Origin of the sequence: Taylorella asinigenitalis ATCC 700933, assembly GCF_000687755.1 — a bacterium.
Classification (GTDB): Bacteria; Pseudomonadota; Gammaproteobacteria; order Burkholderiales; family Burkholderiaceae_B; genus Taylorella; species Taylorella asinigenitalis.
The window spans coordinates 325,250-339,358 of record NZ_JHXN01000001.1 but is presented as its reverse complement, the minus strand read 5'-3'; the positions used below and the strand labels follow the sequence as shown (position 1 = coordinate 339,358).

Annotated in this window: 15 protein-coding genes; 4 read left to right on the top strand and 11 right to left on the bottom strand. The window is 36.9% G+C overall.

Features of this window, described 5'->3' with window-relative positions:
* The first annotated feature begins 12 nt into the window (after nucleotides 1–12).
* From T432_RS0101640 to T432_RS0101625, 4 genes are all read left to right on the top strand, one after another.
* Nucleotides 13–186 carry a cbb3-type cytochrome oxidase subunit 3 gene (locus T432_RS0101640; protein ID WP_014111290.1) on the top strand — a complete coding sequence of 58 codons (174 nt, stop codon included), beginning with the start codon at nucleotides 13–15 and terminating at the stop codon, nucleotides 184–186.
* Entirely contained in the window at nucleotides 183–1,115 is a 933-nt protein-coding gene (gene ccoP, locus T432_RS0101635; protein ID WP_014111291.1) for a cytochrome-c oxidase, cbb3-type subunit III, read from the top strand. Before T432_RS0101640 ends, ccoP begins: the two co-directional genes overlap by 4 nt.
* A 90-nt stretch (nucleotides 1,116–1,205) precedes the next feature.
* Complete coding sequence (gene ccoG, locus T432_RS0101630; RefSeq protein ID WP_028883916.1) at nucleotides 1,206–2,777, top strand: cytochrome c oxidase accessory protein CcoG; 1,572 nt, start codon at nucleotides 1,206–1,208, stop codon at nucleotides 2,775–2,777.
* Between the two features lie 3 nt (nucleotides 2,778–2,780).
* Entirely contained in the window at nucleotides 2,781–3,080 is a 300-nt protein-coding gene (locus T432_RS0101625) for a FixH family protein (protein WP_028883915.1), read from the top strand.
* Nucleotides 3,081–3,151: 71 nt separating this feature from the next.
* On the opposite strand, the gene T432_RS0101620 is transcribed toward T432_RS0101625, so the two are convergent.
* The 11 genes from T432_RS0101620 to leuS all read right to left on the bottom strand — a co-directional run bounded on the left by T432_RS0101620 (nucleotide 3,152) and on the right by leuS (nucleotide 14,058).
* A complete protein-coding gene (locus tag T432_RS0101620; protein WP_044971002.1) occupies nucleotides 3,152–3,874 on the bottom strand; it encodes a helix-turn-helix domain-containing protein in 723 nt (240 codons plus the stop codon).
* 35 nt (nucleotides 3,875–3,909) lie between these two features.
* Entirely contained in the window at nucleotides 3,910–4,572 is a 663-nt protein-coding gene (locus tag T432_RS0101615; protein ID WP_028883913.1) for a TadE/TadG family type IV pilus assembly protein, read from the bottom strand.
* A gap of 76 nt (nucleotides 4,573–4,648) precedes the next feature.
* Complete coding sequence (gene hslO / locus T432_RS0101610; RefSeq protein ID WP_028883912.1) at nucleotides 4,649–5,572, bottom strand: Hsp33 family molecular chaperone HslO; 924 nt, start codon at nucleotides 5,570–5,572, stop codon at nucleotides 4,649–4,651.
* Nucleotides 5,572–6,093: a gamma carbonic anhydrase family protein gene (locus tag T432_RS0101605; protein ID WP_028883911.1), complete on the bottom strand. Its 522-nt coding sequence runs from the start codon at nucleotides 6,091–6,093 to the stop codon at nucleotides 5,572–5,574. The genes hslO and T432_RS0101605 overlap by 1 nt, the downstream gene beginning before the upstream one ends.
* Nucleotides 6,093–7,502, bottom strand: a complete 1,410-nt coding sequence (locus tag T432_RS0101600) for an AMP-binding protein (protein WP_044971001.1) — start codon at nucleotides 7,500–7,502, stop codon at nucleotides 6,093–6,095. Before T432_RS0101600 ends, T432_RS0101605 begins: the two co-directional genes overlap by 1 nt.
* 64 nt (nucleotides 7,503–7,566) lie before the next feature.
* Entirely contained in the window at nucleotides 7,567–8,067 is a 501-nt protein-coding gene (locus T432_RS0101595) for an RDD family protein (RefSeq protein WP_028883909.1), read from the bottom strand.
* Nucleotides 8,060–9,379: a THUMP domain-containing class I SAM-dependent RNA methyltransferase gene (locus T432_RS0101590; RefSeq protein ID WP_028883908.1), complete on the bottom strand. Its 1,320-nt coding sequence runs from the start codon at nucleotides 9,377–9,379 to the stop codon at nucleotides 8,060–8,062. Before T432_RS0101590 ends, T432_RS0101595 begins: the two co-directional genes overlap by 8 nt.
* A 2-nt stretch (nucleotides 9,380–9,381) precedes the next feature.
* Nucleotides 9,382–9,807, bottom strand: coding sequence for a CopD family protein (locus tag T432_RS0101585; RefSeq protein ID WP_028883907.1), 426 nt, complete (start codon nucleotides 9,805–9,807; stop codon nucleotides 9,382–9,384).
* Nucleotides 9,808–9,821: 14 nt separating this feature from the next.
* Nucleotides 9,822–10,871, bottom strand: a complete 1,050-nt coding sequence (gene holA, locus T432_RS0101580) for a DNA polymerase III subunit delta (protein ID WP_028883906.1) — start codon at nucleotides 10,869–10,871, stop codon at nucleotides 9,822–9,824.
* 1 nt (nucleotide 10,872) lies between these two features.
* On the bottom strand, nucleotides 10,873–11,400 hold the full coding sequence (locus tag T432_RS0101575; protein WP_248646254.1) for an LPS-assembly lipoprotein LptE: 528 nt from the start codon (nucleotides 11,398–11,400) through the stop codon (nucleotides 10,873–10,875).
* A gap of 3 nt (nucleotides 11,401–11,403) precedes the next feature.
* Nucleotides 11,404–14,058, bottom strand: coding sequence for a leucine--tRNA ligase (leuS, locus tag T432_RS0101570; protein WP_028883904.1), 2,655 nt, complete (start codon nucleotides 14,056–14,058; stop codon nucleotides 11,404–11,406).
* Nucleotides 14,059–14,109: the final 51 nt, after the last annotated feature.

The window sequence follows — 14,109 nt, the reverse complement described above, 5'->3', positions numbered from 1 at the left end:
GAGTCCTAGATAATGGCACTTTTGAATGGTCTTCTAACTATTCTTTCGATGGCATTATTTTTTGGAATTATTTGGTGGGCTTGGTCAACTAGACGTAGTAAAGATAATGAAACTGCAGCTAATTTGCCCTTTAGCCTACCAGATGAAATTGAATCAGATCATAAAAATGGAGAGATAAAATCATGAGTGATTTTTTTAGTAGCGGTTGGAGTTACTGGATCACCATCATTACGATTTTGGGTATAGTTTTCTGTGTATGGTTACTATGGTCACAACGTAAATGGCTAAAACGACAAACAGAAATTACCGACACTGGTCATGAATGGGACGGTATTACGGAGTTTAACTACCCAATCCCACGTTGGTGGATTTATATGTACCTTGGCCTTTGTGTTATAGGTGTATCTATTATTTTCCTATACCCAGCTTTAGGTGATTTCAAAGGGTTCTTAAACTTTACTTCTCAAGATAAGGTTGAACAAGAACTATCTGCTCACGCAGAACAAATGAAACCTATCTATGCGAAATTTGACGGTAAATCTGTTGAAGATTTATCTAAAGATCCAGAAGCATTAGCTTTAGGTGAACGTCTTTTCTTAAATAACTGTGCTCAATGTCACGGTTCAGATGCAAAAGGTTCTCCTAATTTCCCTAACTTAACAGATAACGATTGGAAGTGGGGTTCGCAAGAGGGTGATAAATTCGTTACTACACCTAATGATGTAATAGATATTATTACTAATGGTCGTATCGGCGTTATGGCTGCTTGGAATTCTGTTCTTACACCAGATGACGCAAACAACGTTGCACACTTTGTTCGTTCATTATCTGGTTTAAGCCATGATGCAACTTTAATCGCAAAAGGTAAAGAGAAATACGATCAAATTTGTATTGCATGCCATATGGCTGACGCTAAAGGTAATCGCCTTTTAGGTGCACCTAACCTTACTGATGATGTATGGTTTAATAGTTCGTCTCGAGACGTAATTGTTCACACAATTCTTAACGGACGTTCTGGTGAAATGCCTGCCCATGGTGCTTTACTAACTGAAGATCAAATCAAAATTTTAGCTAGTTATGTTTGGGGTCTTTCACACTCTGAAGCAGCTAATTAAGCTGAGATAGCGAAAGGGTATTTAAGTACCTGTTAATAACTAAGTTATAATGACCACTATCTAGTAGATAGTGGTTTTTTTTTAAAAGCTATGGAAAACGAAAGAAAAGATATCAATCCTGAAATTGAGGAAGAAGAAGTAACACCTGATTGGCAGCCCCAAAGAATTGCCATATCGGATGATGAATCCGAAAGGATTATGAAAGAAGCTACGGCAAAAGTTTATGCTCGTTCCGTAAAAGGTAGATTTGATCGTGCTCGTCAAGTAATGGTTTACCTAACTCAGTTTGTATTTTTAATACTTCCTTGGTTTAATTGGAATGGACGTCAAGCTTTTTGGCTAGATATCATTAATAGAAAATTCTATCTCGGCCCGATGGTTCTCTCATCCCAAGATGTCCTTTACCTAGCTATTATTCTTATTATTTCAGCTTATGGTTTATTCTTAGTAACTGCATTAGCTGGACGCGTATTCTGTGGATACGCCTGTCCTCAGACAGTCTACACTGAAATTTTTATGTGGATCGAAAAACATATTGAAGGGGATCGTGTTAAGAGGATGAAATTAGATGAATCCCCTTGGACAGGCCGCAAAATATTATTGAGATACTCTAAGTATCTAGCTTGGGGTTTGTTTTCATTATGGTGTGGTTTGTCTCTTGTAGGTTGGTTCTTACCTATAAGAGAAGTTTTTCCAAGATTCTTCCAACTTGATTTAAGTTTTTGGCCCTATTTTTGGACTTTCTTCTACGGAACTATTATGTTCCTATTTGCTGGTCTACTTAGGGAAAACGTTTGTAAGTATATGTGCCCTTATGCACGTTTCCAAAGTGTAATGATCGACAAAGACACCATTATTGTGACTTATGATCAAAAACGTGGAGAGCCTAGGGGTAAACGCAAAAAAGGTGCGGACTATAAAGCTCAGGGACTAGGTGACTGTATCGACTGTACTATGTGTGTTCAAGTCTGTCCTACTGGTATTGATATTAGGAACGGTCTGCAGTATATGTGTATAGGATGCGGAGCCTGTATTGATGCCTGTGATGAAGTGATGGATAAGGTAAATTATCCGAGAGGATTAATTCGATACACTTCAGAATATGGCGTAAACAATGGTTTGAGCTTTAAAGAAGTTCGTCATAGATTTTATAGACCAAGAATCTATATTTATATGACTCTTCTTGCACTTCTTGTTGGAGGTCTTTTCTATTCACTTTACTCACACAATCCAATAAAAGTGGATATTGTTAGGGATCGTGGCTCTCTAGGTAGGGAGGTTAAGGGTGGTTTTATCGAAAACGTATATCGTATTCAGGTCTCAAATATGACCACAGAACCAAGGGTATTTACGGTTTCAGCTGATCAAGAAATTCTCCCAGGAGCTACAGTTTATCTTCAGCACAGAAGGGGTTTTGCTCATATAGGAAAAGACGACAAACTGACTGAAGCTCAAAAAAAACGTTATGAAAATCTTAATTCTGATAGCCGTGTAGTTGTTGAACCACTTGAATCTAAGTGGGTGCCTTTAGTTATACGTGTACCAGGAGAAAATTTAACACGTGGGCAATCTTATGATTTTGATGTTAAAGTAGAATCTTTATCTGAAGAACTGGGCGATTTAGAAGCCGACCATGAAACAAGCTTCTATGCCCCTAAATAAAATATGAGTAAAAAAACGTTTGAAGAATTAGATAAAAATCCTAATCCTTGGTATAAAGAGCCTTGGCCATGGATACTGATGGCAGGGCCTATCCTTGCCATTATTGGATGTATTATTACTATCAATTTAGCTCTTAAAAGTGATTACGACGATAAAAACAAAGTTCATGCCTACAAGCAAGGTAAATTTATTAGTCGTGACGGAAATGATCTTCCGAAGACTCTTCTAAAAAAGACGGATAAAAGTGACTTTGAAATTGGGACCGATCAAGATAAAAAACCTAAGGAAGATAGTAAAAAATAGCCTTTTTCCTTATAAAAAGAGGGCTTAAAAGTTATCTCAAGCCCTTTTCTTTTTGAGTATTTTTGTTTTATTTAAGATTTCTGGATCGCAAGTAATTTTTCTCGATTAAGGATATGGACATTCCTATTATTGATTGTCAAAATTCCTTCTTTTGAAAATTTAGAAAATAATCTACTTACAGTCTCTAAGGTTAGACCTAAATAATTTCCTATGTCTTCTCTGCGCATGCGTAGAATAAATTCATTAGGTGAGTAGCCCATAGTTTCTTGCTTTTGGGCGGTATCTTGTAAAAACATAGCAAGTTTTTGATCCGCATTAAGTGAGCCCAAAGTCAAAATCATATTATGTGATCTAGAGATCTCAGTTCCTACCAAACCAACCATAACCTCACGAATTTCTGTGAACTCTTCAAGCATATGTTCAATATCTTTTACGGCTAATAAACATACCTCTGAGTCTTCCATGGCAATGGCATAGGAAGCATGAGCCTTATTATTTAGAGCATCAAGTCCAAGAACCTCATCCCGATAAAAAAATCCAGTGATTTGACTTTGACCGTTGGAGTATTCAATTAATGTTTTAAAAGAACCTGAGCGGATAGCATATAAGCTAGAAAAGGGGTCCCCAGTTTTATAAAGAGCCTCCTTTTTTGGAATTCGTATCCTCTCTTTAACGATTATGTCCTCAGTAATTTTTAGATTGTTAGGCAGCTTACCATTAGGCAAACACAATCTTCCAACTTTGCATGAAATACAACTAGGAGATAACTCCTTTGCTATGACATGTTTAAGCAAATTTATCCCTTATAAAAATTATTGTTTTTCTGATTTTAACAATTTTTTGCATATCTAACATTTTGATACCACGAGCCTGTTCTGATTAATGGGTGACTATGCATAGTAACCCGCACTCTCGTTTTAATTGGCAAATATCCGTGTGAAAAAATTCTATCTTTATAAATATCTGAACTTGTTTTACCTAATAGAGTTGAGATTAGTATCTGAACGCCTGGCACTACTGGTTTGTAAGGATAGATCAATTCTAAATCTAAAGTATTTGCGTCGTAAATACTTGTGTCGGATTTTAATTCAGCTTGCTCTTTTTGGTAGTTGTTATTTATAAGGGGTAAGGCAAATACTAAGGAACTATCGTGCCATTTTTTTAAATCTTTACATGTAGGAGAATGCACAGTAATTTCCCATGGTCTTCCAAATAATTTCCAGTTTTTTGCGTATGTTTTTTTCTGAAGCTTTGTTGCAGATTTGCTTACAAAAAGTGGCAATGCTTCCGTATTAAATGTTTTTTCTATAATTTCAAAATCTGCATTTTTAACCATAGCTTGTCTGGAAGCCTCAAGCAATGCGAGATTTAAAACCTGCTTGTATTGGTACCAACGAGTAAATTCAAAACATATCAAAGAAAGAAGTAAGCAAGGAATCGCCGCTATCAGAAATTCTACGGCACTAAAGCCTTTATTGATGAATTTATTCATATCAAATCTCTTTAAAAAAGAAATTTGATTTTGAACTAAATTTAAGAGAATTTATATAAGTGTGGACGAAATTGTCCTAGTGTTCAGTTTTAGGATTATCTTGTATTTGAGATTGACTTGAATCGATGAATAACTGAGCCGAATCGACAGCATCGAAATTATATTTTTTACCGCAGAACTGGCAGCTAACTTCGATATTATCTCTTTCACTCAATATGCTTTCAACTTTAGATTTGCCGAGCATTCTGAGCATATCACCGACTTTTTCTTTAGAACATGGACAATACCAAATTACCGTATTACTAGGATATTCAAGAAGTTGAGTTTCCCAAAATAATCTATCAATTAAAGTAGAGACAGAAACTTCAAGCATCTCTTCATAATCAATAGTAGATGCTAGGGCTTGAATATTACTCCAAGTCTCCTGAGCCTGTTCCTCACTAATTTCTAATCCTCCAGAATAGGGGAGTTTTTGTATTAAAAGGCCAGTTGATCTTTTTTTATCTGAAGCTAAATATAGTAGAGTTTCTAACTGTTCCGACTGCTTCATATAAAGTCGCAATGCATCTGAAACAGAATCTGCTAGAAGTGGTACTATTCCTTGATATGGTTGCTGGCCCTTAGATTTGTCCTTAGGATCAAGAATAACAGCAAAACTACCTTTACCATTAAAATTAAGCAATGAACTAAAGGTATCTGTATCTTTAATTGCATATTCTTGATTTTGCTTTATTGTTGATCGAATTTTGAAATCAGAAGTACACTCTACAACTAATAAAGATACGGGTCCTTCGCTTTGAATTTGTAAAACTACAGAACCTTCAAACTTAATGTTTGCTGCTAAAAGCACACTTGCAGCCGTAAGTTCACCTAAAAGCTTAGCTAATAAAGGATGATAATTTTTCTCATATTGTGAATCATCCCATGCATCTTCTAAGTTAACACTGATTATTCTTACGCTTTTATCTAATGTTATGAATTTCTGTACTAAATCGTTCATTAATCAATCCTTATTAATGAATCTTTATACTTCTGACCTAATGAGACATATTTAAGAGTATTAGCTTTAAATCGCTCGTAGAGCTCTTCTGTGACAGTGCCTTTGATTTGATTGACTCCAATTACAAGAGAATTAGGAGGGATTTTTTTACCCTCAGTAACAATGGCCCCAGCGGCAATGATTGAGTTTTCTCCAATTTCAGCACCATCTAAAATGATGGAATTCATACCGATTAAGCAGCCATTACCGATACTGCACGCATGAACCATAGCCATATGACCTATAGTCACAAAATCACCAATTATTAAGGGATATTCCGAAGCCTCATGTAATACAGAACCTTCCTGTATATTTGTCCCGCAACCGATTACAACCTTATTTACGTCACCCCGAATCGTAACATTGGGCCAAATACTGCAATCCGCACCAATAGTCACATCACCTATAATCACTGCATTCTCGAAAATAAATGCAGATGAATCGATTTTTGGTTTTAAATCTTCTATTGCATATAGTGGCATCAGTTTCCTTTGTTCGAGTCTCTTAGCCAATAATATCCGTTTTTATCCACTTTGATTTCGATGCCAGTATTAAACCACTGGTCATTAATAATAGGCACTGGATGAAGAAAATTGGAATGCCAATAAAGCGTACAGACACCAGGGCTAGAATCATCGTTTTTATCGGTTTCTTTAACATGTAAAGTGCCAAAAGAATTAGTTTTGACTTTGTTTCCTTTAGAGTCTAAAACGGCTAATTCGTATCCAGGAACTGCTTTACCTACGCTTCCTGGAACTGAGGGCCACTTGGCGTTTGATTCTGAGATGATTGTAGAGAAACCTTGAGGCATTAAAAGTTTATTGAATTTAAAATTAGTAGATTCTCGAAGCCAAAACTCTAGAGCTGGACTGCATCCTTGAGCAATAGTTGATACGCAACGAAGACCTGAGTCACATTTAGATAAAACCCCTGAAAAAGCCCTTATACGTTCCAACTCCTCTGGTGAAGTAAAAAAATTGGTCACTGGGTAGTGCTCAATTAATGATAATAATCTAGGAACAGTCCGTCCCCCAGGGCATCCTACAATAGTTCTGCCAAAATATAAAGTTGGCAATAATCCCCCCATCAACCCGTAATAACTGCTCCAATCGTAAGTGGTAAAAAATATATCTTTATTTTGCGGAAACCAATCTTGTGAGCAGGTGAATCCTGGAAGTCCACCAATCAGAGTTTCATGAGATATAACAGTAGCTTTAAGTTCTGAAACTTCAGATAGCGAGTCTGAAACTTTATTCTTTCTTAAATTTTCAGCTTCAGTCCCAACATTTGGATAAAGAAGTATGGCCGTAGTATCAGGCCTAACAGGAATTACATTAAAATCCTTTGGTTGGCGAGCTAGCAATGCTTTCCAAGGTATCAATCGCTCATCTTCTGTATTAATGCCAATGATCTGTTTTAGCGAATTTTTAAGTTGTGATGAATGATCGACAGCATGTAAAAACGGTGTGAAAGAATGCTTGTCTACAATAGCAATTCGAGCCCCGCAATCAAGTAATCTATTTGCGTAATACTGAGAATCTTCACTTATACCTAGTGGAACAGCTATTGCACCTACAGTTATAGCCGCTAAAATCGTAATAGCAGTTTCAGCCGAATGTTGAAGTGCTATGGCAATGCGATCCTGTGGATGAATTCCCATCCTTACAAAACCATTTGCTAATTTATTCACTTTCTCGGATAGTTGGCCATAAGATAAACTAGTTAGTTGACCAACCTGATCTTCAAAATATATAGCCGCTAATCTAGCTTCATGCGGACTTGAGGCCCATCTATGACAGCAAGCAGAAGCTATATTGAAATTAGATGGGACATACCACTCATATTCTTTAAATAAAGTAGAGTGCATATCAGATTTTGTTTTTTCTTCCATGAGACCGCCCATAGACACTAGAGATAATTAATTGATTTAACTATTTATTATAAATTTTTGAGTCTTATTTGACTAGTGTGAGATATGTCCCAGATAGCCTATCTTGAAGAAATAAGCCCTTAGGATCAAGCCATGAGTAGACAAAATTAAGAAATGGAGTGAAAAATACGAAAACTGTAACCGAAGCCCATCCTAACATTTTAGATACTTGGTCAACCACAAAAGCCCCAATAAGAGGGATAATCCACGCAGAAATATATCTTATTATTAAACGTCCAGTACTTGGTTTTTGAGAATTAAAGGTTTTCACGCCTATATTCCATGTTTTCATTGGCAATGTTTGCCCTTTAGCTCTCCAAGAAAGTACAAAATATAAGCCAATTGCTATGAATAATAAGGCCTGACTTATCCAAAAGTATTTTTCCACTTCAGTTCTTTGTGTGAGACTGTCAAACGCATAAGAAGTTACAAAAATAACCGCCAGCAGAAGCATGCCCTCATACATGTAACAAGCGAAAATTTTCATTCTCGAGGGTCTTGCGAACTCTAAATTAGGCTTAGTCATTTCTATAGCTCTCTTCGACCATTTCAAAATTAAATAAGCGGCACTCCAAATTGCCATTAAAAACAGGAGTTTTGCGTCTAGGTTTAAGTCTCAATTTTGATGGTAAATCTCTATCGCTAGTAATAATATTTATATCCCATCCAGTAAATTGTTTTTTAAGAACAGATGACCACTCACGCCAGAAGGGAGTATCTTCCGAGTCTAATCTCTCTCCATATGGGGGATTGCATAGAATTACCCCAGGTTCTGAAGGTGGGGTACACTCTAGTGCATTAATAACTTTAAGCATTATTTCATCACTCTCTAAACCAGCTCGAAGAATATTTGCCCTTGCGGCTTTAAGTGCGAATGTGTCAATATCGGTTCCATATATATGCAATGGTTCACTAGCTTTGAGATTCTCCCTTGCTTCAGCTTTCATTTGACGCCATTGTTTGACAGGATGATTTCTAAATCTTTCAAATCCTAAAGGATGAAATAGCCCTGGCGGTATATTTTTTGCGATCCATGCAGCCTCTATTAAAATTGTTCCACTGCCGCAAAATGGGTCGTAAAGGGGCTTTTCAGGTGACCACCCCGTAAGAGCTAGCAGTCCAGCAGCTAAATTTTCTCGAATCGGTGCCAAACCTTTATCGAGTCTCCATCCACGTTTAAATAAAGATTCCCCTGATGTATCAAGATAAAAAGTAGCCGATGCACTATCTAAAAATAAATGGACCTTTGCACTTGGACGCACAGTGTCAATGCTCGGACGAGAACCCTCTTTGTCACGCAGCCTGTCTACAATCCCATCTTTTGCACGTAGATTACAGAATTGCAAACTCGTAAAAGCTGTCTTCATACCCGTAGTATCCACTCTTAAAGTATGCTCTGGCCCAAACCATCGCTCCCAAGGAACCTTATAAGCAAGTTCATATATATCGTTTTCTGTTTCTATTTTCTCGTGAGCAACTTGAACTAGTATTCTGGAGGCAATGCGTACGCTTAGGTTAGCCATCATTACTCCACTCCAATCAGCCTTAAAGCTACATCCAGATTTACCTATTTCAACCTCTCGCAACCCTAAACTTTTAAGTTCATCTAACAACACACCTTCCAATCCAATGGGGCAGGGTGCAAAAACAGAGAACATCTCAGTTGTGTAATCTGAAGTGATTTTGGGAATAATTTTAGTTTTTGGTGCATTTAAAGCTCTTTGAGCAACTTTTCTCGCCCTGGCACCAGAACGCACAGTCTTACTTTCCGAATCCTTAGATAATGTGGATTTTTTTGAGGTCTTTTTTAGACTTAGAGTTTTACTATCTTTTTCCATGTTTATAAAGAGATAGTTTTAAATACAGCTAGCCAAACAATACCAATAAGTAAGATTAAGGGCAGCTCATTAAAAATTCTATAGTATTTGTGAGATTTAGTATTAGTGCGGTTTTTAAAGGATTTATGAATTTTAAAACATAAATGATGATAATACATAACACCAAAAACTAATAACAACTTAACATGCATCCATGGGCCACTATTCCAATAATAATTAAGCCATAAAATTAAGCCTAGAATAACCCCAGGTACAGCTATCACAGTCATAAATCGTAAAAGTCTATGGGACATACCCAAAAGATATTCATAAACCTCAGGATTATCCCGATTGCTAGCAAGATTTACAAATATTCTTGGTAAATAAAAAATACCCACATACCAAGAAAGCACAAATACTATATGAAAAACTTTAAGCCATAAAAGCATACTAATTCCTATTCCTACAATAGACCATTGCCAGCGGTTTTAATAATTAAACGTTCCATCTCAGAAATTGGACTCTTAAGTCGACCATCTATTGGATAGCCCTTTGAAATTTGATCGATATCCGTTGCATGCTGTAGTAAACCCATTACTTTAGGCATATTAAAACGATTAACTGCACTCAAATATCTTTGATGAAAGCTAGGAAACACCCCCATAGAGCTCAATATCGATGGCAATGCCTCCGCATTCACCTTTCCTTGCATTACTCTATATAAAATCCTAATTTCTCGAGTCACCATAGCCAGAATTTGAATAATATTTGCCCCTTCCTGAATCAGACCATGAAATATCTTAAGACTTCTTGGAATATTACCTAGCATCATGGCTTCTGTCAGCTGAAATACATCATATCTAGCTGAATCTGCCACACTCGATCTAACCATATCTAAAGTAAGATTTGTTTCACTTCCAGCTAAAAGAGCAAGTTTATTTATTTCTTGCTTTGCCGCAACAATATTTCCCTCTATCCTATCAATCAGAAGTGTCAATGCATCTTCATCTATGGTTTGCCCATTTTGTTTTATAAGTTTGCGAGCCCATGCAGGCAAATCTTTGCGTTTTAAATTAGGAATATCTATTAAGGTGGCAATGTTAACGACACTTGTAAACCATTTTGTTTGTTGAGTTTTTTTATCTAGCTTAGGGCATGAAATTATTACACAAATATCCTCGGGATTTTGCTCCTTTATATACTCAGCTAATTTAGCTAAAGTAGGGCCACCTTTACGACCAAATTTTCCACTCGGAATAGATATTTCAAGAATTTTATTTTCTGCAAACAAAGTGTTTGTCTGTAAATGAGTAAGCACATCATCCCAAGGGCCGTTAGAATCAAGTACCATAGATATTCTTTCTGAATACTCATGTTTTCTACAGAATTCCCTTAATCTATCAACTGCATCGATATTCAATAGAATCTCATCGCCCATTACTAGATAAAAATTTTTAGGGCCAGATTTTGACTCTTTTATATGCTTATCTAATGCGTCATAGCTAATCTTCATCTCAATTCTTCTTCAGAAAATTATTGCTTATATCAGATGCTGTTATTCTTCCGAATAATTTAGATGCGATTTCCCTCTCCATATCTTCGTACAAAAAATCAGATTCTTGATCACTAGCCGATGATTGCAATATGTCGTAGGGCATAATACGAGTCGAAGATATGATTGATTGGGGTAGGAGTATATTGTTGCTTGCATCGTGTAAACTAAATTCTAATTCCAAATAAAGTTCATATTCTTCAACTTTTCCTAAAGCATCAAGAGAAATAGGCGTTCTCTCGCGTCTTAGCTCTGATGTTTTAAGAATTATTTCTGCGTCTTTAGGATTATCCACGAATTTAAGATTAGGCGATCTAGTTTTAAGCATACGCATAAGCATGACACCAAACCTACTGTTCGAATCAAGATTCGTATACATCATATTAAATGGTTGATGCATCTCTGAGCGCATTTTAAAACCACAAGATACACTAAGACTTAAAGCAAAAAGCAAAAAGAGTCTGAAAATGATTTTTAGACCTAAGTTCACTTACTATCCCACAACATTCACTAACTTATTAGGTACCACAATAATTTTCTTAGGAGTTCTACCTTCCAGATGTCGTTCAATTTGTGGATGAGCAAGGGCTATCTGTTCTACTTGATCTTTAGATGAACCATTAGGAACTGTAATTTGTCCGCGTAATTTTCCGTTTATCTGTAATACCATCTCGATTTCATCAGATATTAAAGCTGACTCGTCAACCACTGGCCATGGGGAATCTATAATTTCACCATATTTAGAGGCAAAACCAAGCTCCTGCCATAAAACATAGGTTATATGTGGCACAGCTGGATACAAAAGACGAAGCAATATGCTGACAGCTTCTCTAGTAGCATGTAATTTGTATTCACTTTCTGCAAAATTCGCGTCTTCAAGTGCATTTAGAAGCTTCATATTTGCAGATACCACAGTGTTATATTGCATACGACTGTAGTCGTAGTCAGCTTGCTTAAGAATTTGATGTACGTTTAATCTAAATTGTTTTATGTCTTTAGGTGCATTTGTGAAATCAAAGTTATCAGAAACAGAAGAAATGCTGTCTTTTATTCCATAACAAAGATTCCAAAGTCTTCTAAGGAACCGATTTGAGCCATCAAGCCCTGTATTAGACCATTCAAGAGTTTGCTCTGGCGGACTAGCAAACATAACAAATAGGCGAGCTGTGTCAGCCCCCATGGTGTCGATTAGATATTGTGGGTCTACACCATTATTTTTTGATTTAGACATAGTGCCTATGCCCATATAATCAACAGCTTGACCATCTTCAATCGATGTTGCACCAATAATTTGCCCTTTTTCACCATAAATATTTTCTACCTTATCGGGCCAAAAATAATCTATTCCGCCGCGTTCGTTTTTACGGCTATAGATATGGTTTAGCACCATTCCTTGAGTCAATAAATTTTCGAAAGGCTCATCAAATTTAACAAGCCCTAGATCTCGACTTACTTTTGACCAAAAACGTGCGTAAAGCAAATGCATGACCGCATGTTCAATACCACCGATGTACTGGTCCATAGGCATCCAATAATCGCATCTTTGATCGACCATAGCTTGATCATTATGGTGAGATGCGTATCGCATGTAATACCACGAAGAGTCCACAAATGTGTCCATGGTATCTGTTTCGCGTTTAGCATCTGAGCCACATTTCGGGCAATTGCAATTAAGGAACTCTTCAGATTTGTTTAGTGGATTGCCACTTCCATCAGGTATTAAATTAGTTGGCAATACTACTGGTAAATCTTGGTAGGGAACAGGTACAGTCCCACAATGTGGGCAGTGAATAATTGGAATAGGGGTGCCCCAATATCTCTGTCTAGATATTCCCCAGTCACGCAGTCTCCATGTTTCTTGACGTGCCCCCAGACCTAATTCCTGCATAAAAATTTCGATTTTCTTGAATGCACCTTCATATTCAAGTCCATCTAATAGATCTGAATTAACACAATAGCCGCGTGATTTATCTGCGTACCACTCTCTCCATTCTTTATTACTAAACTCCTCTCCGTCTATAGCAATGACCTGTTTTATAGGTAACGAGTATTTAAGAGCAAAGGCAAAATCTCTTTCATCATGAGCTGGTACACCCATTACTGCACCGTCTCCATAGGACATAAGTACATAATTGCCCACCCAAATTTCGATTTTTTCTTTTGTTACTGGATGAGTGACGAAAAGACCAGTTGGAACACCCGATTTCTCCTTCGTTGCCATCTCCGCTTCAGTCGTACCTCCAAGTTTAGCTTCTTCAATAAATTTAGCTATCTCTGGATTATTTGAAGCTGCAAGGGTGGCAATGGGATGTTCTGGAGCCACTGCACAGAAGGTGACTCCCATAATGGTATCTGGCCGAGTAGTGAAAACATAAAGCCTTCCATCCTGAATTAAATTCCCTTTTTCATCTTTAATATCATGTGGAAATGCAAAACGTAAACCTTCACTTTTACCGAGCCAATTAACTTGCATTAGTTTTACACGTTCTGGCCAACCTTTAAGATCATTTTGAACAAAGTCTAATAATTCCTCTGCATAATCAGTGATTTTTAAATAGTATCCAGGGATTTCACGCTTTTCAACTAAAGCACCAGATCTCCAACCTCTACCATCTATAACTTGCTCATTTGCCAAGACTGTCTGATCAACAGGGTCCCAATTCACTACCTGAGTTTTTCTATAGGCAATGCCTTTTTCAAGCATCTTTAGGAACATCCATTGGTTCCATTTATAGTATTCAGGATCACATGCCGCTAACTCGCGAGACCAATCAATTGCAAAACCCATAGCTTGCAATTGTTTTTTCATATATTCGATATTTTTATAGGTCCATTCAGCAGGTGGCACCTTAGATTTAATTGCAGCATTTTCCGCAGGCATACCAAATGCATCCCATCCCATGGGCATGAGAACGTTATAACCTTTCATACGAAGCTGTCTGGTTAGCATATCGTTAATGGTGTAATTTCTAACATGTCCCATATGGAGTTTGCCACTAGGGTAGGGCAGCATAGAACATGCATAATACTTAGGTTTTTCAATACCTTCAGCGTTTGTCGCATGTTCAATTACTCGATAAACATCTGATTCATTCCATTCTTTTTGGGCTTGTTTTTCAACAAGTTGAGCTTGGTATTGGTCTAACATTTGACTCTATATATTTGTTATTTTTAAAGTTTATTATTATAAATCACTGAC